Annotated in this window: 22 protein-coding genes and 1 pseudogene; 16 read left to right on the forward strand and 7 right to left on the reverse strand. The window is 58.9% G+C overall.

The annotated features are described in order from the left end of the window. Positions 1-19 precede the first annotated feature (19 nt). Entirely contained in the window at positions 20-1,447 is a 1,428-nt protein-coding gene (locus BXA07_RS14640) for a S8 family serine peptidase (RefSeq protein WP_244556280.1), read from the reverse strand. A gap of 106 nt (positions 1,448-1,553) precedes the next feature. Between BXA07_RS14640 and BXA07_RS14645 the strand changes: the two genes are divergently transcribed. Both BXA07_RS14645 and BXA07_RS14650 read left to right on the forward strand, forming a co-directional pair. Continuing rightward, positions 1,554-2,057, forward strand: a complete 504-nt coding sequence (locus tag BXA07_RS14645; RefSeq protein ID WP_076568724.1) for an RNA polymerase sigma factor — start codon at positions 1,554-1,556, stop codon at positions 2,055-2,057. Continuing rightward, entirely contained in the window at positions 2,054-2,836 is a 783-nt protein-coding gene (locus tag BXA07_RS14650; RefSeq protein ID WP_076568629.1) for an anti-sigma factor family protein, read from the forward strand. The genes BXA07_RS14645 and BXA07_RS14650 overlap by 4 nt, the downstream gene beginning before the upstream one ends. A 27-nt stretch (positions 2,837-2,863) precedes the next feature. Here the strand turns inward: BXA07_RS14650 and BXA07_RS14655 are convergent, their stop codons facing one another. Beyond that, positions 2,864-4,093 (reverse strand): NADH:flavin oxidoreductase/NADH oxidase family protein, encoded by a 1,230-nt coding sequence (locus tag BXA07_RS14655; RefSeq protein ID WP_076568630.1) that lies wholly within the window; start codon positions 4,091-4,093, stop codon positions 2,864-2,866. A 195-nt stretch (positions 4,094-4,288) separates the two neighbouring features. Here BXA07_RS14655 and BXA07_RS14660 point away from each other — a divergent pair, with 195 nt between their 5' ends. Then, entirely contained in the window at positions 4,289-4,702 is a 414-nt protein-coding gene (locus BXA07_RS14660; RefSeq protein WP_076568631.1) for a MerR family transcriptional regulator, read from the forward strand. Positions 4,703-4,753: 51 nt separating this feature from the next. On the opposite strand, the gene BXA07_RS14665 is transcribed toward BXA07_RS14660, so the two are convergent. Continuing rightward, positions 4,754-6,913: a TonB-dependent receptor gene (locus BXA07_RS14665; protein WP_076568632.1), complete on the reverse strand. Its 2,160-nt coding sequence runs from the start codon at positions 6,911-6,913 to the stop codon at positions 4,754-4,756. Positions 6,914-7,165: 252 nt separating this feature from the next. Between BXA07_RS14665 and BXA07_RS14670 the strand changes: the two genes are divergently transcribed. Then, entirely contained in the window at positions 7,166-7,918 is a 753-nt protein-coding gene (locus BXA07_RS14670; RefSeq protein WP_139335581.1) for a hypothetical protein, read from the forward strand. A gap of 31 nt (positions 7,919-7,949) precedes the next feature. On the opposite strand, the gene BXA07_RS14675 is transcribed toward BXA07_RS14670, so the two are convergent. Beyond that, positions 7,950-8,249, reverse strand: a complete 300-nt coding sequence (locus tag BXA07_RS14675) for a hypothetical protein (RefSeq protein WP_076568634.1) — start codon at positions 8,247-8,249, stop codon at positions 7,950-7,952. A 387-nt stretch (positions 8,250-8,636) separates the two neighbouring features. Between BXA07_RS14675 and BXA07_RS14680 the strand changes: the two genes are divergently transcribed. Then, positions 8,637-9,224, forward strand: a complete 588-nt coding sequence (locus BXA07_RS14680) for a hypothetical protein (protein WP_139335582.1) — start codon at positions 8,637-8,639, stop codon at positions 9,222-9,224. 142 nt (positions 9,225-9,366) lie between these two features. After that, entirely contained in the window at positions 9,367-10,338 is a 972-nt protein-coding gene (locus tag BXA07_RS14685) for a hypothetical protein (protein ID WP_139335583.1), read from the forward strand. 560 nt (positions 10,339-10,898) lie between these two features. Here BXA07_RS14685 and BXA07_RS14690 read toward each other — a convergent pair. The 3 genes from BXA07_RS14690 to BXA07_RS14695 all read right to left on the reverse strand — a co-directional run bounded on the left by BXA07_RS14690 (position 10,899) and on the right by BXA07_RS14695 (position 13,965). Further along, on the reverse strand, positions 10,899-11,522 hold the full coding sequence (locus BXA07_RS14690; protein ID WP_076568637.1) for a DUF2026 family protein: 624 nt from the start codon (positions 11,520-11,522) through the stop codon (positions 10,899-10,901). A 58-nt stretch (positions 11,523-11,580) separates the two neighbouring features. Next, on the reverse strand, positions 11,581-11,733 hold the full coding sequence (locus tag BXA07_RS30810) for a hypothetical protein (protein WP_170909667.1): 153 nt from the start codon (positions 11,731-11,733) through the stop codon (positions 11,581-11,583). 1,206 nt (positions 11,734-12,939) lie between these two features. After that, positions 12,940-13,965, reverse strand: a complete 1,026-nt coding sequence (locus tag BXA07_RS14695; RefSeq protein WP_076568638.1) for a DNA-binding protein — start codon at positions 13,963-13,965, stop codon at positions 12,940-12,942. A gap of 253 nt (positions 13,966-14,218) precedes the next feature. On the opposite strand from BXA07_RS14695, the gene BXA07_RS14700 reads away from it, so the two are divergent. The 10 genes and pseudogenes from BXA07_RS14700 to BXA07_RS14745 all read left to right on the forward strand — a co-directional run. After that, the gene (locus BXA07_RS14700; protein WP_076568639.1) at positions 14,219-15,169 is read left to right on the forward strand and encodes a site-specific integrase; all 951 of its coding nucleotides are present in this window, start codon (positions 14,219-14,221) and stop codon (positions 15,167-15,169) included. Positions 15,170-15,371: 202 nt separating this feature from the next. Further along, complete coding sequence (locus BXA07_RS14705) at positions 15,372-15,707, forward strand: PepSY domain-containing protein (RefSeq protein ID WP_076568640.1); 336 nt, start codon at positions 15,372-15,374, stop codon at positions 15,705-15,707. A 56-nt stretch (positions 15,708-15,763) separates the two neighbouring features. Then, positions 15,764-16,360: an undecaprenyl-diphosphatase gene (locus BXA07_RS14710; protein ID WP_076568641.1), complete on the forward strand. Its 597-nt coding sequence runs from the start codon at positions 15,764-15,766 to the stop codon at positions 16,358-16,360. Positions 16,361-16,435: 75 nt separating this feature from the next. After that, positions 16,436-17,218 carry a COG4705 family protein gene (locus tag BXA07_RS14715; RefSeq protein WP_076568642.1) on the forward strand — a complete coding sequence of 261 codons (783 nt, stop codon included), beginning with the start codon at positions 16,436-16,438 and terminating at the stop codon, positions 17,216-17,218. A 28-nt stretch (positions 17,219-17,246) separates the two neighbouring features. Further along, the gene (locus BXA07_RS14720; RefSeq protein ID WP_076568643.1) at positions 17,247-17,699 is read left to right on the forward strand and encodes a hypothetical protein; all 453 of its coding nucleotides are present in this window, start codon (positions 17,247-17,249) and stop codon (positions 17,697-17,699) included. A 19-nt stretch (positions 17,700-17,718) separates the two neighbouring features. Further along, positions 17,719-18,477, forward strand: a complete 759-nt coding sequence (locus BXA07_RS14725) for a COG4705 family protein (protein ID WP_076568644.1) — start codon at positions 17,719-17,721, stop codon at positions 18,475-18,477. A 25-nt stretch (positions 18,478-18,502) separates the two neighbouring features. Beyond that, positions 18,503-19,168, forward strand: a complete 666-nt coding sequence (locus tag BXA07_RS14730) for a response regulator (RefSeq protein WP_076568645.1) — start codon at positions 18,503-18,505, stop codon at positions 19,166-19,168. Then, positions 19,144-20,505 carry an ATP-binding protein gene (locus BXA07_RS14735; RefSeq protein WP_076568646.1) on the forward strand — a complete coding sequence of 454 codons (1,362 nt, stop codon included), beginning with the start codon at positions 19,144-19,146 and terminating at the stop codon, positions 20,503-20,505. The genes BXA07_RS14730 and BXA07_RS14735 overlap by 25 nt, the downstream gene beginning before the upstream one ends. A gap of 8 nt (positions 20,506-20,513) precedes the next feature. Continuing rightward, positions 20,514-20,948: an EamA family transporter gene (locus BXA07_RS14740; RefSeq protein ID WP_076568647.1), complete on the forward strand. Its 435-nt coding sequence runs from the start codon at positions 20,514-20,516 to the stop codon at positions 20,946-20,948. 13 nt (positions 20,949-20,961) lie between these two features. Beyond that, positions 20,962-21,177: pseudogene (locus BXA07_RS14745) on the forward strand (Tn3 family transposase); the annotation flags it as partial. Positions 21,178-21,250 lie beyond the last annotated feature (73 nt).

Here is a 21,250-nt window from a genome sequence, read left to right on the forward strand (position 1 = left end):
GCCCGCGACAGCTCCCGCCTCAGGGCCTGGCGTCGGGCGCGATGCGGAACGACTCGCCCACCAGGCCGTATCCGGCTTCCGGCGAGCGTTCCCCGCTGCCCAGGCGCTGCGCGTGCGCGGCCAGGTCGGCGACGGCGGCGCGGCCCGCGGCAGCATCGGGCCGGCGCATGCCCTGCGCCAGCAGGGCCGCCACGATAGGCGCGGCAAACGACGTGCCGCGCACCACGCCATACGGCGCCGGGCCGGTGGCGGCGGCCAGCATCTGGCTGCCGGGCGCGGCGAACATCACCTGCGGGCCGCGCGCCGCTTCCGGCAGGATGTGCCGCTGCGCGTCGGCGCCGCTGACGCCGATCACGCCGGGATAACTGGCCGGATACAGGGGCGGCGCGGCCGGGCCGTCATTGCCCACGGCGGCGATCAGCAGGTGGCCGCGCCTGAGCATGGCTTGCACGGCCCGTTCCAGCATCTGATTGGGCGGTCCCACGAGACTGACGTTGACCACCGGAACTTGTTCCTGCGCCAGCCAGGCCAGCGCCCCGATGATCTGGTCGACGGCGCCGCCCGTTTCGTTGCCGCAATACGCGTCGGCCGCATACAGGCGGGCGCCCGGCGACACGCCGTGGAAGCGTTCGGCGCTGCCCACCAGCAGCGAGGCCACCGCGGTGCCGTGCGCGCTGGCGACGACGCGGCCTTCGCAACCCCAGCGCCGGATGGCCGCGTCCTGCAACGCCGGGTGCGCGCCGTCGACGCCGCCGTCGACCAGTCCCACGCGTACCTGGCCGGGGGCGGCCGGGCGTGCGGTCCCGTCGGCACCCTGTCTGTGGACGGGCGCCGACGGCGCGCCGGCCTGGCCGCCGCGCATATAAAGATGGTTGAAATCATGGCTGCCCTCGGGATCGAGGGCCTGCAGCCGGTCCAGCGCCTCCGGCGTGCTGTAGCGCTCCGGCACGCCGAGCACCACCAGCGTCTCGCCCAGCCCGTCCAGCACGCGCCGGCCGAGCACGATAAAACCGTCGGCCCGCGCCGCGTCCAGCACGGCGGGCGGCGGCGACCATGCCAGCAGTTGCCGCCGCAACACCGGTTCGCCGCGGGGATCGGCTTCGATCACGTCGCGATACTGGCGCAGCAGGTTTTTTACCATGCGCGCGCGCGACTGCTGCAAGCCGGCCACGTCGCCCGGATCGCCGGGATGGTCCGCGGCGGCGGCCCGGGCGGCATTGCCGGGTTCGAGCCAGTTTTGCTGTTTGAGCAAGCCCGGCGGGTCCCGCTGCAAGCCCAGGCCGTTGCCGTTCCCGATGCCTATGCCGCGCTGCATGGACGGATTCATCGGGCTTTGCATTGCGGGACGGTGGCCCTGGGCCTGCACGGCGGCGCAGGCGAACAGCAGGGGCAGCAGCGCCAGGAAGCGCCGGGCGGGAGGGAGCGACAAGGGCGGGCAGGCGGGCATGGCGTGGTATCCGGGCCGTTCAGTGATACAGGAAGTTTCATCATATTAAGCCTAAATGGCCGAGGGATGGACTAAAATCCCTCACTCCATCGTTTACCAGATAGCAATGACGCCACCTGCCGCATCACTGCACGCCGACATAGTCGCCTTGCTGCCGCGGCTGCGGCGCTTTGGCCGGGCCGTGACGCGCAACCACGAGGATGCCGACGATCTCGTGCAGGTCGCCATCGAGCGGGCGCTCCGGCACGCTGGCCAGTGGGAAACGGGGTCCCGCCTGGACAGCTGGCTGTTCCGGATCATGAAGAATGCGTGGATAGACGAGGTAAGGGTAAGGGTACGGCGCGACCGGCTCTTCGCGGCCGAGGAGGAAGGGCAATACGTCGGCGACGATGCATCCGAGCGGCACGTGCATCGCCTTGCGGTACAGCAAGCGATCAGCCGGCTGAGCGAGGACCAGCGCATGGTGGTGGCCCTGGTGCTGGTCGATGGCTTGCCCTATAAAGAGGCGGCGCAGGTGCTGGACATTCCGGTCGGCACCCTGACGAGCCGCCTGGCGCGGGCGCGCGAAGCGCTGCAGGTGCAGTTGTCCGATACGGCGAGGATACGATGATGCATTTCTCTGATGAAACCTTGATGGCCTATGCCGATGGCGAGCTCGACCCGGCCACCGGCGCGCAGGTCGAAGCGGCGATGGCGGGCGACGCCGCGATGGCGGGGCGCGTGGCCCGGCACCGCGCCATGCGCGACGACGTCTACGCCAGCTTCGCCCCCGTCCTCGACGAAGCCGTGCCGCAGCGCCTGCGCGACGCACTGCGCCCGGCGCAAGCGGCGCCCGCCAGCCCGGCGCCCGCATACGCGCCCGGGCCGGCCGCCAACCACAGCCGCTGGTCGCTGCCCGTGTGGGGCGCCCTGGCCGCGAGCCTGGTCGTCGGCGTGCTCATCGGGAAAATGGCCATGCCCCCGTTCGCAGCGGCCGGCGGCAAGAGCGCGGCCGTCGCCACCGTCGACGGCCGCCTCGCGGCTGGCGGCGCACTGGCGCGCGCGCTGTCGCAGCAGCTGGCCAGCGCGCCAAGCCAGGGGCAGGCTGTCAGCATCGGCATTACTTTCCGCGCGGCCGACGGCCAATTCTGCCGCAGCTTCACGCTGCGCGACGGGCCGCCCCAGTCAGCGCCCCTGGCCGGCCTTGCGTGCCGGGCGCCGGCGGGCGGCGACCGCTGGCTCATACCCGTGCTGGTGGAAACGCCGCCTGACGCGGCGGCACCGGCCGGCTACCGCATGGCGGCCAGCGCCGCGCCGGCCGTCTTGCAGGCCATAGACGAACGCATTGCCGGCCAGCCCCTCGATGCGGCCGCCGAGCGCCAGGCGCTGCAGCGCGACTGGCGGCCTTGACGGCCGTTTGAGCTGGAACAATGTGATTCATGCGCCGCCATGCATCATGCGGCGGTACTGCCAGTTCCTGACCTTGGTTTCCAGTTGCTGCATCAGCAGCGCCAGGGCGGGTGCCACATGGGGCCGCGTTTGCCTGCCCTGGCTCAAACGCCGCAGCTGGTACTTCACCATCGCCATGTAGGCAATCGACGACAGCACCTTGTTTTTCCACGGGATGGCCCTGAGCGCGGGGCTGGCCGACCGGTCGGAAAGCCATGCTTTCGGCAGTTGCGGATCGATGGCCAGCGCCGTGCCCATGCCCGCCATGGCGATGCCGCTGGCCAGCACCTGCTCGACCACCGGGTAGCGGCGTATGCCGCCCGTCACCATGAGGGGCATCGTGGCCACGGTGGCGATGTCCCTGGCGAATTCCAGGAAATACGCTTCGCGGGCCAGGGTGCGGCCGTCGCGGGTCTGGCCGTGCATGGCGGGGGCTTCATAGCTGCCGCCGGACAATTCAATCAGGTCCACGCCCAGGGTATTGAGCATGGACACCACCTGTTTCGCGTCATCCTGGCTGAAGCCGCCTTTCTGGAAGTCCGCCGAATTGAGCTTGACGGCGACGGCAAAGCCCTTGCCCACGGCCTGCCGCACCGCCTTGACGACGTCGACCAGCAGCCGCGCCCGGTTTTCCAGCGAGCCGCCCCAGCGGTCCGTGCGTTTATTCGTCAGAGGGGAAAGGAACTGGCTCAGCAGGTAGCCGTGCGCCGCATGGATCTGCACGCCCGTAAAACCGAACCGTTCCGCCAGGCGGGCGCTGTTGACAAAGCGCTGCTGCACGTCGGCAATATCGGCTTCCGTCATTGCCCGCGGCGCGGCAAACTGCCTGGAATAATTGCCCAGGTCCATGGGCACGGCCGATGGCGCCATGGTTTCCTGCCCCATGGCGGCCGGCATCTGGCGTCCCGGATGGTTGATCTGCATCCAGATATGCGCCCCGCGTGAACGGGCGGTGCGCGACCACTGCTCGAAGCGGGCGCCAAATTGCGCGGAATCGAGCACGACGCCGCCCGGTCCCGTCATGGCGCGCCGGTCGATCATGACGTTTCCCGTGATCATCAGGCCAACGCCGCCGTCGGCCCACGATTGGTACAGGCGGATCAGCTCCTTTGACGGCGCGTGATCGTTGTCGGCCATGTTCTCTTCCATGGCGGCCTTGGCGAGGCGGTTCGGGATGACGGCCCCATTGGGCAGCGTCAGTGCGGTGTAGGGTTGCATGGAAATCTCCAGGGTTGCGATACACTCACGATAAACTTAAAGTCAACTTGAAGGTCAAGCCTTCAATCGAAAAATAGCGAGGTGTCTTGCGCCACCCACCCGCTGCTTGACATTCAAGTCGCCTTTAAGCTTATAGTTGAACATCGCTACCGGATGACACGGATGGCAACTGCAAAAAAATCAGCGGGGACAATAATGAAAATCGGCGAACTGGCCAAGCGCAGCGGCCTGGCGGCGTCCACGATACGCTTCTACGAAGCCAAGGGCCTGTTGAAAACCGTGGACCGGCAATCGAACGGCTACCGCGACTATCCGCTGGAAGCCGTGGCCGTGCTGTCGATTATCAGCGACGCCCAGCAGGCGGGCTTTACGCTCGACGAAATCAGGCAAGTCTTGCCGGAGGATATGTCATCATGGAAACATGATGAGCTGATGGTGGCGCTCCGGAAGAAGATCGCCGATATCGAATCGCTGGAAGTGCGCCTGGCCCAGAGCAAGGCGCATCTGTTGTCGCTGATTCAATTGATCGACGCCAAACCCGAGGCTCTCGACTGCAAGGACAATGCGGCCCGGGTCATGGAGAGCATGGGCATTGTTGCCAAGAATTAAAGACGTTTGCCGGAGCCGGCCCAGATGCGGCCGGCCGGGCTTGCCGCCGCGTCAGAAATCCACGGCGGCCGACAGTTGCACCGTGCGGGGCGCCGATTGCGACACCGTGCCATACGAAGCCACGCCTGCCCAGTAATGGCGGTCGAAGGCGTTCATCAGCCCGCCGCGCAAGGTCGTCGCCTTGCCGGCGATGGCCGTGCGGTAGCGCAGGCCCAGGTCCACCCTGGTCCACGACGGCACCGATTGCAGGTTCGCCTGGTCGACGAACTGTTTGCTCGTGTAGCTGACGGCGCCCGTGGCCGTCAGGCCCGGCCAGTACGGCACATCCCATTCGCCGCCCAGGTTGGCCATGGACGTGGGCACGCCCACGGGGCGCTTGCCCATGGTGGCGGCGCTGTTGGTGTTGACGAGCCGCCCGTCGAGCACGGTGATGCCGGCGAGCAGGCGCACGGCCTTGCTGGCGGCGCCGGACAGGTTCAGCTCCAGGCCCCGGTTGCGCTGTTCGCTGTCCATGCTGTACACCTTGCCATACAGCTGGCCGCTGGGTTTGCTCACCTGGAACACGGCCAGGGTCGCCAGCACCACGCCGAAATCGGCCTTGGCGCCCACTTCGTACTGCTTGCTCTTGTAGGGCGCGAAGACCTGGCCCGCGTTGTCGGCGATGTTAGGCGCGATATCGCCCTTGCTCAAGCCCTCGATATAGTTCGCGTACAGCGACACGTGGCGCAGCGGCTTGACGACGATGCCGGCCAGCGGCGTCAGCGCGCCTTGCTTGTAGTGCGTGGTGAGGGCGCCGCTGGCGGCGTGGTAGTTCTTCGCTTCGACCAGCTGGCGGCGCACGCCCAGGGTCAGCTGCACGCGCCGGTCCAGCATGTCCAGCGTGTCGGCCACGGCCAGGCTGGACAGGGTGGCGGCGGACAGCTTGGGCGCGCGGGCCGGCGCGGGAACGCCGGGATCGGGCACGGCCACGGGATGGTAGATATTCGACGTGATGAGCTTGCCGGAATTGCTCACGCTGCCGAACTCGTCGCGGTAGACATTGCCCATCACAACCAGCGCATGCTCGACGCCGCCCGTGCGAAAGCGCGCGCGCACGCCCGTGTCGCCGCTGGCGCGCCGCACGCGGAATTTCCAGTGCATGGGCGTGACCGTCATGTCGCCCGCCGCTGCGGTGATGGTCGGCGTCTGGTCCGAATACCGCGACACGTCGGAGCGCGTGCCGCCCACGTCGGCGAAGACGGTGACGTTGTCGTTCAGGTCGTATTCGAGCTTGCCCAGGGTGGCCAGGTCGTTGGACTTCCACCAGCCCCAGGACTGGGTGATGTTGCGCCGGCCATCGGGCGCTTGCGGGACGGGCAGGCGCGCGGCCACGAGGAAGGGACGCGTGGGCGCGTCGATCCACTGGTATTGCTCGATCAGGTCAAGCGAGGCGCGCAGCCGCTGGCCCTGGTAATCGAGGGCGACGGCCGCCACTTCCGCGCGCGATCTCTGGTGGTCGAGCGGCGTCTTGCCCTGGCGGTGCAAGCCGTTGAAACGGATGCCGAAGCGGCGCTCCTCGCCGAAGCGGCGGCTGACGTCGATGGCGGCGCCCAGCTGCGCGCTGGAACCGTAATCGACGGTCAATCGCGTCAGGTCGCGCGGCAGCGAGCGTTTCGGCACGGCGTTGACGACGCCGCCCACGCCGCCATTCGGCGACATGCCGTACAGCAAGGCAGCCGGCCCCTTGAGCACCTCGACGCTTTGCAGGTATTCCGTAAATAGATGGTAGTTGGGCGAGACGCCATACACGCCGTCGAAGGCCACTTCGCTCAAATTGCCCTCGTTGAGGGGAAAGCCGCGGATGAAGAAGGAATCCGTGACGCCGCCGATCTGGCCCGTGAAGCGCGTGGACGGGTCGCCGCCCAGCACCTCGGCCAGGGTCAGCGCCTGCTGGTCCAGCATGCGCTGGCTGGTGTAGCTGGCGACGCTGAAGGGCGTGTCGAGCAAGTCCTTTTCGCCCAGCAGGCCGGCGCGCGCGCTCTTGGCGATCTGTCCGCCCGCATCGGCCTCGGCCTGGCCCGTGACGACCACGGTGGCCAGCCCGTTCGACGTGGCGGCAAGGGTGTGCGCCAGCGCGCACGGAGGAACGCTGGCAAGGAGCAGGCCTGCAAGGATCAGGCGGGCGGCGAGGGGATGGCGGGCAGAGGCTGGAACGGGGCGTAAGGTCGGCATCGATGGAATGGGCGCAAGGTTGTAAAAAGAAAAACTGCGCGCACTATACTATAAATGAGAATCATTCCGTTTTATATTTTGCCGCATCCTGGCCTGGGCGGACAATATCGCCGGCCAGATTGCGAAGCTCTGCGTTGGAGCAAGTCGGTCTACTACACGGCCGCTATAAAATGAACGATCTTCAGCGGGTCGCCGGTGCGGCACTCCAGGCAATCCGGCAGCCACCATATAGCGCCATGGGATGTCGAGTTCATGAATATATATCAGCGCCTGTCTCTTCCTGCAACGGTAGCGAACGGGATTGCAATCGCTTCCTGCCTCGTCGCGCTGGCCAGTACCGCCATGCTCTTTCTGTATCTCGAGAAGATCCCGCTTGGTGAGGCATCTTCACCCGTCAATCGCCAGAATGGTGCAAGTGTAGAGGTGACGGCGGTCGATTCCCCGGATCTTTCGAGCGCGGAAATTGGCATCATTGCCCAAAGCATGGCAGCCGTCCTGGCGACCCGGCTGCCCGGATCGTCCCCCCGCTTGCGCGTGGCGGCCTATGGCGCGGGCACGCCAATTCACGCACGACTCGATGGCGGAGTGGCGGGGTACATGGGCGAGAAGAACTTATTCATCCTCGACGTGACGAAGGCACGCGCTGCCGCCGCCAAGTTGAAGCTGACGCCCGTGGAAGCCTTGGCGTTTATCATGGGACACGAAGCATCCCATCTTGTGCAGCACATGCAAGGGCGCATACACGTTGCGAGCAGGGGCGACGCGTACTATACAGATCCGCTTGAACTGGAAGCATTTCAGGAGGGATTCGACCTCGTCAGCGCCATGCGCGCCGCGATATTGCGCGTCGATATCAACGGCTCCATTTTGTTGACATCGCCGGTAAATCCCTACAGTGCCGAACAGCTTGTCGAGCAGAATGTGCCGGTGAAGGTGCGCAGCAGTTGGACCTGGCGGGGGCAGCTGGTCAAGGCTTTTCATTCAGCTGCTCGATTCTGGCAGTGAAAGCAGCATAAACACAGGCGTCGCAGGCCTGTTACGGGATGGCGTGCAAGGCCAGGCGCGCATGCCATGGACGTACAGGGCGCTCCTTGATGGCTTCAAACATGCCGTGCAGCTTCGCATGGAGCACCTTGGCGGCCACGTCATAGCCGCGCACGTAGTTGGCGAAGGCGCGGGGGCTGAGGTGCAGCGGCGCGACGGCGGCAACCCAGTCGTACAAATCGTCCTCCATGACGGCAATCTCTCCGAACAGGTCGAGTGCTGGCTGGCGTAGCTGGTAGGAAAAATAGGAGGCTGCAGCCATGCTGCGCGCGGTGGTCTTTTTCAGTTGCATAGAATGTCTTGTGACGCGAGACGGCAGTGCAGGAACCGGCGGGCGGGCCTGCGTGTCGCATAATTTGGCAAGATGCTAGACTTTGTCGAGGAAGTGTATGTAAGGATTTGATTCTGCACTCTTTATTCAATTTTACATAATATAAATTATGCGAAGTTATGGGCGAATTCGTCAAATGCCCCGTTTTGCGACTCGTACAATCGCAAATGCGATTTACGTGCTTTTTCTGGGTGCCATGTTGCTTGCGCTGCCACCTGCCAACGGACGCGCGCCGGCCCCTGGACTTGAGGCAGCACAAACACTTGGCTATCTGGTACATGGCGGCCTGTCGTGGTGCGATCATTCCAATGTGGAGCGGCCATAACCTCGTCTATCCGGAGATGGATCATGCAACCTGATCAGCTAATCGACGCCGTGCTGGCAATTGGCAGAGTTGTCGTGCTCATTCTGGGCATGGGCGCCGGCACCTTCACCATCTATCTTGGCTGGCGGCTGTACAAGGATGCAATCGTGTCGCAGACTACCGGTGAACTCAGCTACAAGTCGCTCAAAATCGTGCTCGCAGGTGGCGGGCCTGGCGTCTTCCTGGCGATATTCGGCGCCTATCTGCTGGTTTCGATCACGGGCCAGAAAGTGGATTTATCTTCGACAATGACGGCGCCGCAAACGATGGCCGGCATGTCGTTGCAGCAAGATGCGCCAGCGATCTGGCATTCCGCCATGCAGGGTTCCAGTGCTGCCGAGCAAAATCGAACGCCGCTCGCGCGTGCCAATGTCCGCTGCGTCGTTACCGAGTACAAGCGCGTACTTTTTTCGGGTGAAACAGCCGCCAGACCGCCCGCCATCCGCAAGGCGCTGGACCTGGCCCTGAGCAGCCTGGGCGAAATACAATCGGCTCAGCCGGAGAGCAAATTGCCTGAATACCGCCAGGCAACACGCATTATCGAAGATTTAAAAGCCGGTGTCGTCGAATGAACGCAAGGCCATGTGCCTCCTTTGCCGCCCTATTTTGCAGGTTCTGAGCAGTTGCTGCCTCGCTGGCTGCCTGTGCTGGCCTGGCGCGGCACTGGCGCAGTCTCGGTACAACGACAGCTACTATGCCAATTACCTGCCTTTCATGCGCACCGATGCCGATATGGTGGCGCTTATCCGGCGTATCGCCGACAAGCTGCCTGCCGATGAGCGCTTGGCCTTTGATGCGCGCTATCTGGCTTTTTCGATGCAGCCGCCGAATAATGGCGCATGCAACAGCCCAGGCAACCTGGCCGGAGTCGCACGTCATCAACTTGAGCGTGCCGACGGCAAGACCAATGTACTGTATCTGTGCCGTGAGCAGATCGTGGTCACGCTGGAAAATATCACCTCGCTGATGTTGCTGATGATTACAACGTCGGCTTTGCCCGATGCCGAACGCGATCGGATCATGGAGCGCGCATTGGCGCAAACCGGCGCCTCCAGTATCAAGTTGTTCGATACTTACCGACGCCATGGCAACGCCAGCCCTTGCCATCCTGCCGTACATGCCTACGTGCTGCTGCGCGGTGGCGATCTTTCATGCGTGGGCCAAGACGCGCAAGTCGTTGCCCGCTACATGGCACCGTTTCTGCGCAAAGGCTTGCCAGCGATCAAGGAATTGGCTGACACCAGTGATATGGAGCTGTATTTCGGCATGGCGGATGAGCTCCAGCGCGGCATGGGGACATGGCTGGCAATGTTTGTCGTCTTGCATGAAATTGCGCACATGGTGATGGGGCATACGGACATCGGCGACCAGCGCGACCCCGCTGAAAATGAGGCGCAGGCTGACCGTTATGCCATCGAGCGCATCGGCCCCTTTCTGGACGAACCGACAAAAATCATTGCTGGCCCGGTATTGCTATTGACGCAACTGCATTTGACCTATGTCGCGTTGCTGTTTTTTGCCGAGATGGAGAAAACAGGCGATCCTGCAGCACAACCCCGCATGCAAGCGGGCCTCAGGTCCAGCATCTGCACCATGCGTTCGATGAGGGCCGATCCGGCAGTACCGGCACTGATCCGGCGATTACTGGGCTTGCTGAAGGACGGTTACCCCATCCGTTGCCAATAGGGTGCCGCCATTTGCCCGCTCCGCCCTTCCCCGCCCTGCTTCCGGCGCGCTTCCGCACACCATACCAGCGCAGCTGGAAACAGGCACTGGTATGGCCCGCATCACCCATCCTTTGGGATAAGGCTGCAACTGGTATTGTGATCTTGCGCAAAGAATAAAACCAGTTGACTACCACTTGCAATGCTTGCACTCTGAAACGGCGGACGGTGTCCAGCCGCCCGGCCATGATAAAAACACACAAGGAGATGCAATGAACCGGACAGCCATGAATACCCTCATCATTACCCTCTTCGAGGGTTGGCCTGGATTGCGGTTTTTTTCGCGAAAAGCTAACTAAGTTATTGATTACATGGGAAGAAATGGAAAATCGACACAACTCCCTGGCCCTCCCCGTTGACACATTAGTCTCCCATTGATGTTTTTTTAAATGGAAAGACTTTTATGTTGTGGGTCCTGTCTTCTAGGGACAAAGTGTGATCATTGCGTCACTACCGGCGCGCGGCTTTCAGAGATAGGCAAAAGCGGCACGAAAACCTCCTTGAGGGGCGGACCAGAATGGTTTAAGTCCAACTGCCAGTCACATACAATTGGTCGAGGGACGCACGCCGCACCTTGCCGCTTGAACTCCGGGTTTGAAACGGCGCCATGGGCTCAGGGGGCTTGCGATACCAACGCGTAGTGATTTCAATTAGGTCCCGGTACATCGGCTCTTTCAGGAAATACTGCACCATATACTGCGACAACGCCTGATCTTCCAAGAAGTGGCAGTCTCCTTTTCTCTGCAAATTGTAATGATGATCTGCGAGGGTCGACTTCGGACGTTGGAGCATCCAACGTGGAACGTCTTTCGTATAGCCTCTCGTGCGCATGGCATCGCCATACAGTGGTGCCATGAAATCAATCACGTACTCTCCAGCGTCGACCCATGCATGATAGTGGTCTGAGTCGCTACCTGCGTTGTCACCGTCCAGCTTCCCATAACTGAGAATATCCCGTGACACGTCGTCGAGGAGGAGAAACGCAGCGCCGAACATCGGCCTGGCGGCGATCTGATAGTGCGTAAATAGAATGGCCGCACCCATCAAGGCAAAAAACTGGCAAGAATGTGCAGTAGCTGCGTCCTCACTGTCAAGGACGGTTTTGATGGCTTGGGTGATGCGTTGGTAGTCTGCTATTGGGATCATGTACTTGTCTCTTATGCTTGAAATAGGATTTTTTACACTCGGTGCGCGAAAAGCATACTTAGTCACCAACCCTAGACGATGCTGAGCCAGTGGTGATTTTGTCGAGGTAGGTTCGCAACTGCTCGCCAATTTGCTCTTGTGCCTGTAATTTCGCGTTGGCCTGAGCGAGCAAAAGTTCAAGTTCACGAACCGGTGCCTTCACCGGTGCCATCTGGTCGTTCGCCTTCCTCAACTGCCCGGCGAACAGTTCCTCTTCGGCAATTTTACTGGCAAGTTGCCGCTCTGTATAGGAAGCGTCTACGTGCAGGGTCCGGCCCTTGCGCCAAGTCGACTGTCACTTCAATGATTGCTCATGCAGGCGTAGACGCTGATAGATGGCTATCTTGTGCCCGGACTGAGGAGCACGCTCTACGTCCTCATGCCAGTCAATCATGGATACTTCTTCCGATGTCACATCGTTTATCCAAAGAAGATCAGCCAGTTCAGTAGCATCAGAGTGCGATAAACGAAGGCCGCTTTCGCATTCCGCAATTAATGCATCATCGACAAGATAGATTCTCGCTCGCACAAAAGTCCTTTTAAGAAAACGTCAAGTGATCCGTACCCAACTTTTGTTTCGAAGGTCCATATCATATTGGCCGACGTCGGATCACCGATTGGCACCTGTCTTCAGGTGCTTCCGGTTACGAGCGTTCAAAGTGATTTCGTGACATCCTCACTAGAGTGCCGCTGCATGTGTCTGGATAACAACTTAGAAAGCCCCGACGGCACTTTTCTGTTTGCTCCAGCCCCCTAGTTTGTCGGGGTGGTGCATCATTTTTAAGCAAAACATATGCTATGCTGAAGCCATCGGCGGGTTCTTCGCTATAATTGAAGCGGTCTGAGATGGCATTATGATAGGCAATTCACAAATTCACCATAATCACGAAGCGTTCTTGGAAATTGACGAACGTCGTCTCGCAAAGCATGTGTCAGTCGCATTGGCCCTGCGCACTGCACCGGCGCCGATTGTGAACGAAATTATCCGTTTAGCTAACCTCCAGGTAGAAAGTTGGGAAAAGAGCTTACTCTGTAGCAGAGACTATATTTCTACTTGGCGAGAACTTCTTAAACGACCTAATGACGCGGCTTCCATTTTGGAAGAGCGGTCGTCTCGCGCGGCTGCTTTGCGCCAGAACTCTCCTTTTGTTGCCTCGGTTCGAAAATTTCAAGCGCTAGCGCAAGCGGCGTAGCCATGTCCGAATAACGCTTGAGCAGAAAGTCAATTCCGGCCTGAGGGGCGGCCCGGATTCCTGTAAAAATCCCCAAAATTTGATCTAAGTTTTTGTTTTTAAAGAATTTTAATTCTGATTTTTGTTGCGATATCTCTTCATTTTGACTGGCAGCCGGCTCTCCAGACCAGTCTCTAGCTCTTCTCTTAGGCGGGTGGTCGGTCCAGTGACTGTAGATAACCCCGCAACTCCTCACTGATGCCTTGGCTCGCTTCGGCTCTAGCGTTAGCTTGGGCCAAGGACAATTCGAGTTCACGTAGTCGGGTTTTCAGTCCCCCCATTTCCTTTCCCAATTCTGCCACCTGCCCCAGCAATACCTCATTTTCAGTCACTTTGGCGGCAAGTTGTCGTTCCAGGTCTCCGGCATGCAGCTGCCCCGCATGAAGCTGCTCGATCTTTTGATCTTGCCGACGGCCGAGCGCTTGTTGCTCGTAAAGCGCATGTTTGGCATGTGACAGCTCGGCAACCAATTTAGCGCCTTCCTGGTTCAATCGAGTCGCCTCTTCCTGTTTGAGCACCACCGCTTGTTGCTGTTGCCGTAGCTCGGCTTGCAGTTGCTGTGTCTGCTGTTCATGGCGCCGCTGATCCTGATCGCGCTGTTCCTTGACTGACTGACGATAATGCTCCAGGGAGTCGCGCGCATGGGCATGCTTTTCCTCTAGCGACCGCCGGTGCGCCTCATTTTCGGCCAGGCGCTCTTGCAAATCGGCCACCTGCTGCTGCGCTGTGTGGCGCAAGATGGTCTCATTTTGCAGACTGGAGCGAGTTTGGGTATGCGTTCGTATTTCCTCGACGCCATCATCCCTGGCTTGGCGCAATTGCTGTTGTAGCGCCGCCAGTTCTTTCTCATAGCTGTTCACGGCCGCGGCATGGTCGCGCTCCTGCTCGGCGTTCCGGGACTCGATAGCCGAGGTCCGTTCGTCGGCTTCTTCATGCAGTCGCGCGGCCAGCCGAACCACAATATCATGCAAGGCATCGCTGATCGGCGCCTTGCGCCCGTCGCCAGAGCCTTCTTCCGTCTCCAGTTCTTTCAGATATTTATGGATGGTGGTCTTGGACCCAGTGTTGCCTAAGGCAACGCGGACTGCGTCGACCGAGGGGTAGCGCCCTTGGGCCAGCAACGCATCGCGCGCTTTTTTGATATCCGATTGATACAGTCCGGCGCGGCCCATGGCCTCTCCACGAAATAAGATGATGGATTACATACCATGTAATTACATACCATTTTTCGAGAAATTCAAGCTCAAATTTTCCTTGAAATTAAAGCAGGATAATATAAGGTTATCCTGTGTCAGACGTCTTTTCGTGCCATTTTTGTCGCGTTTGATGTACATTTGCCGATAGCACCGGACATAATTGGCAACGCCACTAGCGACGATCTTACCAGCCGACCTTACCCGCCCGCTTTTTCTGCCTTACCATGCCATGTCTGATATCGACCTCTTTCTGCAGGCTGCCACGCGCGAGAACACGCGAAAGAGCTATCGAAGCGCGGTCCGCGACTTTGAAGTTGAATGGGGTGGTTTTTTGCCGACGACGTCCGATAGCGTGGCACGCTACCTAGCCGACCGAGCCGGCAAGTATGCCATCAACACACTGCGTCAGCGATTGGCCGCATTAGCCCAGTGGCATCTCGACCAGGGCTTTCCCGACCCAACCAAGGCTCCGGTAGTACGCCAAGTCTTACGCGGTATCCAGACGCTGCACCCAACCGAGGAAAAGCGGGCAAAACCATTCCAGATCGATCAACTCATGGCGATCGATCACTGGTTGACGGCCAACGTCGACGCCGCGCAATCCCAGGGTGAACTGGCCACCGAGTTGCGGTACCGCCGCAACAAAGCGTTGTTTCTCCTCGGTTTCTGGCGCGGGTTTCGCGGCGATGAGCTGACGCGCTTGCAGATCGAGCATATTCACATCACGCCAGGTGAAGGGATGACTTGTTTCTTGCCGCGTACCAAAGGCGATCGCCAGCTCAAGGGTGGCAATTTCAAGGTGCCGTTGTTGTCGCGCTTGTGCCCGGTCAGCGCTTATGAGGAATGGATCGCCGCAGCGAAATTGACGGCTGGACCGGTGTTTCGTGCCATTGATCGCTGGGGCAACATCGGCGTCAACGGATTGAACATCGATAGCTTGGTGCCGCTCCTGCGTAATATCCTGCAAGAAGCTGGCGTGGATGCGCCTGAGTTGTACAGCGCCCACTCGCTGCGCCGCGGCTTTGCCACCTGGGCGACTGCCAATGGGTGGGATCTGAAAACGCTGATGGAACATGTCGGCTGGAAAAATGCACAGTCTGCCATGCGTTACATTGACAGGGAAGATTCCTTTAACCGGCGCCGCATCGAGCAGAACCTTCTTCATCCTGCGAGCAAGTAATCAAACATTTGGGTTGGAGCCCGTATGCAGGGCCAACTGGCATGAAGTGATGGGTTTGATATGGGCCATCCTCCCTGGAGGCGTCTCAGAAAACGGAAAATAAAGCAAAACTAAACTATTTTGCAGCGGCTCAGTGCCAGCTAAGTCATCCTCCGTAGTCTCTCCATTACGCAAATACCTGCGTTCTTTTTGGAGAAGCACCATGAATCGCTACAGCAAACTTTCTATCCTGGCCGCAGCCATCGCCGCTGCGGCCACCGTTGCCTATGCCGCCCAAGGCAGCATGGAAAACGATGCCATGGCCATCACCAAAGCCAAAATCCCGCTGGCTCAGGCTGTCACCGCTGCCGAGCAACACGCCAATGGCAAGGCTGCACGCGCTGAGTACGAAAACTCGAAACAGGGCTGGGTCTACGACGTGGAAGTCGTCAGTGGCGCCAAGGTCTTTGATGTCAAGGTCGATGCCGACAAAGGCACGGTCATTTCGTCCGCCGAAGACAAAGCGGATCGTGACGACGACCACGACAAGCGAGATTGACTATACGCCACTATGGTCGGGGCATCCCTATGGGGTGATCCGGCCACGGAGAACAAATGGAAAACCTCAATCACGCACTATTTCTCTGGCTTAATGCACCAGAGCATCCAAGCACGCTGCTGTTGGCCGTCGCCACCATTTTCGCTGAATATGCCATTTGGGCGCTCCCGGCCATCCTCGGGCTCGGTTGGCTACGCGGAAGCGAACATACCCGCAAGGTTTTGCTCGAAGCGACCGCGTCCGGTCTAGCAGGCTTGCTCATCAACCAGATCATTGGGCTGGTTTCGCAACATCCACGTCCTTTCATGATCGGTCTGGGGCACACCCTGATTCCCCATGCGGCGGATTCTTCGTTCCCGAGCGACCATCTGACGCTCCTATGGGCCGTCGCCTTTAGTTTCCTGATGCACAGCAGCTCACGTGTGGCTGGCCTGGCACTGGCATTATTGGGGCTGCCTGTTGCTTGGGCGCGTATCTATCTCGGCGTTCATTTCCCGCTGGACATGCTGGGTGCGGCACTGGTTGGAGTGGTGAGTACGTGGCTGGCCTTTCGTGGAGTACGCTTGTATCTGCCTACCACTTACCGCCTTAGCCTGAGCGTTCATCGAATTCTCTTCCGAAAACTCATCCAAATTGGATGGGTACGCAAGTGATGGGCCTATGGATGGCCTAAGTTTCGCCGTTCAAACTTGCCCCAAGAACAACCAATCTTTGCAGGAAATAACGCAATGAATACACTGCCCATACCTTCCGCATCCACCTGGCTCAATAAGGTCCCAGAAGTGACTCTCTCGTTCTGGGTCATCAAGATCATGTCCACGACGGTCGGAGAAACAGGAGCCGACTTTCTGGCTGTCAATGCAGGCTTCGGCCAAGGCATAACTCGCACAGTGATGGGCGCGCTGTTGGCTGTTGCCCTAGTTATGCAGCTACGCACGCGGCGCTACATTCCCTGGATTTACTGGCTTACGGTCGTGCTGGTCAGCGTGGTCGGCACTCAGATTACTGACCTACTAACCGATGGGCTAGGCGTTAGCCTATATGTCAGCACGTCGACATTTGCCGTGGCGCTTGCGGGGATTTTTTCAGTTTGGTTTTGGGTGGAGCGCAGCTTGTCCATACATGAGATTTTCACGCGACGTAGGGAGTTGTTTTACTGGTCGGCCATTCTCTGCACATTTGCATTGGGTACTGCGGCAGGTGACTTGGCGACCGAAGCGCTTGGCATGGGCTTCACTTGGGGAGCCGTGTCATTCGGTACACTGATCGCTTTAACCTATGCAGCATTCCGCTTAGGCGGTAGCGCCGTACTGACTTTTTGGATTGGCTACATCCTGACTCGCCCTTTCGGTGCAGCGCTTGGTGACCTGCTGACCCAGGCCAAAACTTATGGCGGCCTTGGCATGGGTGCCATGTGGACCAGTGCTCTATTTCTGACCGTGATCGTGATGCTGGTGGCCGTTGCGCAGTTCAGCGTTGGCAATCGCATGAATGCACAAGCCGTCGAATAAACTCTATCTAATAACTCAAGGAAAAATCATGCGCCATTTGCATTCGATGACTCACTCCGTTGCCACTCTATCGGCCATCGCCCTCTTGGCACTTGCTGCTGGCTGCTCAAAGTCCACCAACACCGGTACGGCAGGCTCCACTTCATTAGCAACAAGTCAGATTACTTCTTCGCCGCCGGCAAAGACTGCATCCAAGCTGGGGGACCTATCTGCGTTTCGAAGCATTGCAGCAGAGGTTGCGACCCTTGTAGATAAAGGCGATCTGCCAGGTGCTAAAACGCGGATCAAGGAGTTAGAAGTTGCATGGGACTCGGCGGAAGCAGGCTTGAAGCCACGTGCAGCGGCTGACTGGCATTTGCTCGACAAGTCCATTGACCGAACCCTTAGCGTCCTACGTGCTGATGTGCCCAGTCAAATTGACTGCAAAAAAGCTTTAGCTGACCTGTTGACCATTTTTGATTCCCTCCAAGCCAAGCCCTAACTAGCAAACAGGAATTGAGATGAATATTTCAACAGAAAAAGCACTAGGCAAAGTCCCAGAAGTGACGCTCGCTTTCTGGATCATTAAGATTGCAGCCACCACGCTCGGCGAAACAGCTGGCGATGCCGTTTCGATGTCCATGAATTTGGGGTACCTGATTGGTACTGCTATTTTCTTGGCGGTATTTCTGACAGCGGTATTTGCGCAAATCAAGGCCAAGAAATTTCACCCCTTCCTTTACTGGGCAACCATCATTGCAACTACCACAGTCGGCACGACGCTGGCTGATTTTGCAGACCGATCACTTGGTATCGGGTACGCTGGTGGCTCGACCTTACTTATAGCTTTGTTGTTCGGTTCCCTATTTATATGGCATCGAACACTAGGATCAGTGTCGGTCAGCACGCTCAGTTCGCCGAAAGCCGAGATATTCTACTGGGTAACTATCATGTTTTCTCAGACCTTGGGAACGGCACTGGGCGACTGGACAGCCGGTACCGCTGGCTTGGGCTACACCGGCGCCGCTATAGCGTTCAGCGTCTTGTTGGCACTGGTCGTTGCAGCTTACTATTGGACAAATGTGTCGCGGACCCTGCTTTTTTGGACAGCATTCATTTTGACTCGACCTCTCGGTGCCGTGGTGGGGGATTTTTTGGATAAGCCGCTCAGTGCAGGCGGCCTGGCTCTGAGTCGTTACTCAGCATCAGCGGCATTATTCGCCTTTATTTTGACTAGTATTTTGCTATTCAAGCAAAGGGCTGCCAGAACAGCGCATTGAATTATCGGTATAAGAAGGAGGAATAATGCGAGTCTTGCTGGTCGAAGACGACACCATGATTGGCGAAGCCATCCAAGGGGCGTTGAAAGACGCCTCTTATGCGGCCGACTGGGTAAAAAACGGTCAAACTGCCCTTACGACACTGGGTTGCCAGCACTATGACCTGGTGCTGCTCGACCTTGGACTGCCTGGCAAGGATGGGCTGGAGGTGTTGACCAACATCCGCGCCAAGGACAACCCCGTTCCACTGCTCATCATCACCGCCCGTGACGGACTCGATGATCGACTGCGCGGCTTGGATGGCGGGGCCGATGACTACGTGCTCAAGCCCTTTGAAATGGCCGAACTGCTGGCCCGCATGCGCGCCGTGCTACGACGCAAGGGAGGCAGCGCAACGCCCATACTCAGCAACGGTGTTGTCTCGCTTGATCCAGCCACGCGAGAGGCCGCAGTCAACAGTAGTGCCCCGGCGCAACTCTCTAACCGTGAGTTCGCGTTGTTGCAAGCCTTGCTGGCACGCCCCGGTGCAATTCTTTCCCGCAGTGATCTGGAAGACCGTATCTACGGATGGGGCGAAGAGGTGGAAAGCAACGCGGTCGAATTCCTGATCCATGCACTGCGGCGCAAACTGGGCGGAGAAATCATCAAAAATGTCAGGGGGGTTGGATGGATGGTTTCAAAAAACGTTTGAACGAGTCAGTCCAGTTCAAGCTGTCGTTTTCGCTGTCGCTGGCCATTTTGGTCATCGCATTGGTGGCTGGCTTATTTTCATTCGTATCCGCATTCGACGAAGCCCACGAATTGCAAGACGATATGCTGCGCCAAGTTGCGGCGCTGTTTGATCAGCAACACCTCCCGCTTACACATTTTGGAGACGATGGACGCGCCAAAGACAGCGATGAAGAGTCCCGGGTCATTGTCCAGTATCTAGCAAATGGCAGAAAGGTGATCGGAAAAGGTGAGACCGGAGCACCGCTGCCACTACCAATCACGCTACCCGATGGTCTGCATACGCTTGAAGTTAACGGAGAACCGTTCCGTGTGTTGGTTAAAACAACGTCCAACGGCGAGCGTATCGCCGTAGCGCAGGAAACTGGCGTTCGCGATGAAATCGCACGCGACAGCGCTTTGCGCACTTTGATGCCGTTGCTAATTCTGGTTCCAATCCTGCTTTTGATCGTGGCTGATCTTGTGCGTAAGATGTTCCGGCCCATCGCTTCTTTATCTGCGGAAATCGACCAACGCGCCGAACAAGAATTGCATCCAATCGAAGAAAAGCATCTTCCTGCTGAAGTACGACCGTTCGTGGTGGCAATCAATAGTCTACTTACCAGAGTTGAGAAAGCGATGGAAGCACAGCGCCGGTTTGTCGCGGATGCGGCGCATGAGCTTCGCTCTCCGTTAACCGCCTTGTCACTGCAAGCCGAGCGGCTGGCCGAGGTAGATATGCCTGACCTTGCACGTGAACGTCTCAGGACATTGCGCCGAGGCATCGAGCGTGGTCGGAACCTATTGGATCAGCTTCTCACCTTGGCCAAGGCTCAGTCTGCGCTCGACCGACCCGGGTCGCCCGTATCCGTGCAGGACGTCTATCGACGTGTTCTGGAAGACCTTATGCCACTGGCAGAAGCCAAACACATCGATATTGGTGTCGAAGGAGAACAAGACGCCCTACTCTGGGTTAACGAACTGGACATGATTGCCGTCGTCAAGAATTTGGTTGATAACGCCATCCGTTACACGCCGACTGGCGGCAGGGTCGATCTTTCTGTCGCCGAGGAAGAAGGTCGCGCAATATTGCGAGTCCAAGATTCAGGGCCAGGGATTCAAGTAGTAGAACAAGATCGGGTGTTTGCCCCATTCTATCGCATTCTTGGGAGCGATCAGGTCGGATCAGGTCTGGGCCTTTCCATCGTCAAGGCAGTCACGGATCGGATTGGCGCTGAGATTCAAATAGGATTCTCAGACGAAGTGACGCACTCTGGCCTATGTATCTGTGTGCTCATGCCGCTGGCTAAACCACTTTAAGGAAATATATGGCGACATCAACTGGCTGGTTCTATTGGGCTATTCTATCCGCCGTATTTGCAGCACTGACTGCTATTTTTGCCAAGATAGGCATACAGGGAGTCGATTCCGATCTGGCCACCTTGATCAGAACGGCGGTCATTATTGTCGTACTATCCGTGTTCGTTACTTATACGGGCAAGTGGTCCAATCCCTTTGAGCTTTCGCCGAAAACTTGGTTGTTTCTTGGGCTGTCTGGCCTAGCCACTGGCGCGTCTTGGGTATGTTATTTCCGGGCACTCAAGATAGGGGATGCATCCAAAGTCGCGCCTGTGGACAAGCTTAGCCTCGTCTTGGTGGCTGTGTTCGCGTTCACATTCCTAGGAGAACGGCTATCAGTCCGGGAGTGGTCGGGCATTTCGCTGGTCGCTGGTGGTGTTTTCTTGCTCGCCTTTAAGCGTTGACGTGTCTGATTGAGCTATGCTGCTAACGCACACCAAGATCACTGAACTCTCGATGGAAGCCGATGTGTGGCCGGGTTCACCCGGCACTTCACACATCTGAAAACCAGCGACACGGCCAAGGACAAGACCTTGCTGCTGACGACAATCCTGACCGATGCCATCAATCCTGGGCTAACCAAGATGGCCGAGTCCTACCTTGGCAATACCTTCCGCCAAGCTGTCGTGGCTACCCGTCGAAGGATCACGAGTTTGCTGATAACTTCCATACGCAATGGCATATATCTCATCACTTCGTCCGACAG

Origin of the sequence: Janthinobacterium sp. TND4EL3 (assembly GCF_900156175.1) — a bacterium.
Classification (GTDB): Bacteria; Pseudomonadota; Gammaproteobacteria; order Burkholderiales; family Burkholderiaceae_D; genus Janthinobacterium.

What these genes read in the sequence shown, in the direction of transcription:
- BXA07_RS14675 (WP_076568634.1), bottom strand. Translation starts at nt 8,249, where the DNA reads ATGCAACTGAAAAAGACCACCGCGCGCAGCATGGCTGCAGCCTCCTAT.
- BXA07_RS14680 (WP_139335582.1), top strand. Translation starts at nt 8,637, where the DNA reads ATGCAACCTGATCAGCTAATCGACGCCGTGCTGGCAATTGGCAGAGTT.
- BXA07_RS14655 (WP_076568630.1), bottom strand. Translation starts at nt 4,093, where the DNA reads ATGCAACCCTACACCGCACTGACGCTGCCCAATGGGGCCGTCATCCCG.
- BXA07_RS14700 (WP_076568639.1), top strand. Translation starts at nt 14,219, where the DNA reads ATGTCTGATATCGACCTCTTTCTGCAGGCTGCCACGCGCGAGAACACG.
- BXA07_RS14710 (WP_076568641.1), top strand. Translation starts at nt 15,764, where the DNA reads ATGGAAAACCTCAATCACGCACTATTTCTCTGGCTTAATGCACCAGAG.
- BXA07_RS14720 (WP_076568643.1), top strand. Translation starts at nt 17,247, where the DNA reads ATGCGCCATTTGCATTCGATGACTCACTCCGTTGCCACTCTATCGGCC.
- BXA07_RS14690 (WP_076568637.1), bottom strand. Translation starts at nt 11,522, where the DNA reads ATGATCCCAATAGCAGACTACCAACGCATCACCCAAGCCATCAAAACC.
- BXA07_RS14670 (WP_139335581.1), top strand. Translation starts at nt 7,166, where the DNA reads ATGAATATATATCAGCGCCTGTCTCTTCCTGCAACGGTAGCGAACGGG.
- BXA07_RS14640 (WP_244556280.1), bottom strand. Translation starts at nt 1,447, where the DNA reads ATGCCCGCCTGCCCGCCCTTGTCGCTCCCTCCCGCCCGGCGCTTCCTG.
- BXA07_RS30810 (WP_170909667.1), bottom strand. Translation starts at nt 11,733, where the DNA reads ATGGCACCGGTGAAGGCACCGGTTCGTGAACTTGAACTTTTGCTCGCT.
- BXA07_RS14660 (WP_076568631.1), top strand. Translation starts at nt 4,289, where the DNA reads ATGAAAATCGGCGAACTGGCCAAGCGCAGCGGCCTGGCGGCGTCCACG.
- BXA07_RS14740 (WP_076568647.1), top strand. Translation starts at nt 20,514, where the DNA reads ATGGCGACATCAACTGGCTGGTTCTATTGGGCTATTCTATCCGCCGTA.
- BXA07_RS14735 (WP_076568646.1), top strand. Translation starts at nt 19,144, where the DNA reads ATGGATGGTTTCAAAAAACGTTTGAACGAGTCAGTCCAGTTCAAGCTG.
- BXA07_RS14695 (WP_076568638.1), bottom strand. Translation starts at nt 13,965, where the DNA reads ATGGGCCGCGCCGGACTGTATCAATCGGATATCAAAAAAGCGCGCGAT.
- BXA07_RS14685 (WP_139335583.1), top strand. Translation starts at nt 9,367, where the DNA reads ATGCGCACCGATGCCGATATGGTGGCGCTTATCCGGCGTATCGCCGAC.
- BXA07_RS14650 (WP_076568629.1), top strand. Translation starts at nt 2,054, where the DNA reads ATGATGCATTTCTCTGATGAAACCTTGATGGCCTATGCCGATGGCGAG.
- BXA07_RS14705 (WP_076568640.1), top strand. Translation starts at nt 15,372, where the DNA reads ATGAATCGCTACAGCAAACTTTCTATCCTGGCCGCAGCCATCGCCGCT.
- BXA07_RS14665 (WP_076568632.1), bottom strand. Translation starts at nt 6,913, where the DNA reads ATGCCGACCTTACGCCCCGTTCCAGCCTCTGCCCGCCATCCCCTCGCC.
- BXA07_RS14645 (WP_076568724.1), top strand. Translation starts at nt 1,554, where the DNA reads ATGACGCCACCTGCCGCATCACTGCACGCCGACATAGTCGCCTTGCTG.
- BXA07_RS14715 (WP_076568642.1), top strand. Translation starts at nt 16,436, where the DNA reads ATGAATACACTGCCCATACCTTCCGCATCCACCTGGCTCAATAAGGTC.
- BXA07_RS14725 (WP_076568644.1), top strand. Translation starts at nt 17,719, where the DNA reads ATGAATATTTCAACAGAAAAAGCACTAGGCAAAGTCCCAGAAGTGACG.
- BXA07_RS14730 (WP_076568645.1), top strand. Translation starts at nt 18,503, where the DNA reads ATGCGAGTCTTGCTGGTCGAAGACGACACCATGATTGGCGAAGCCATC.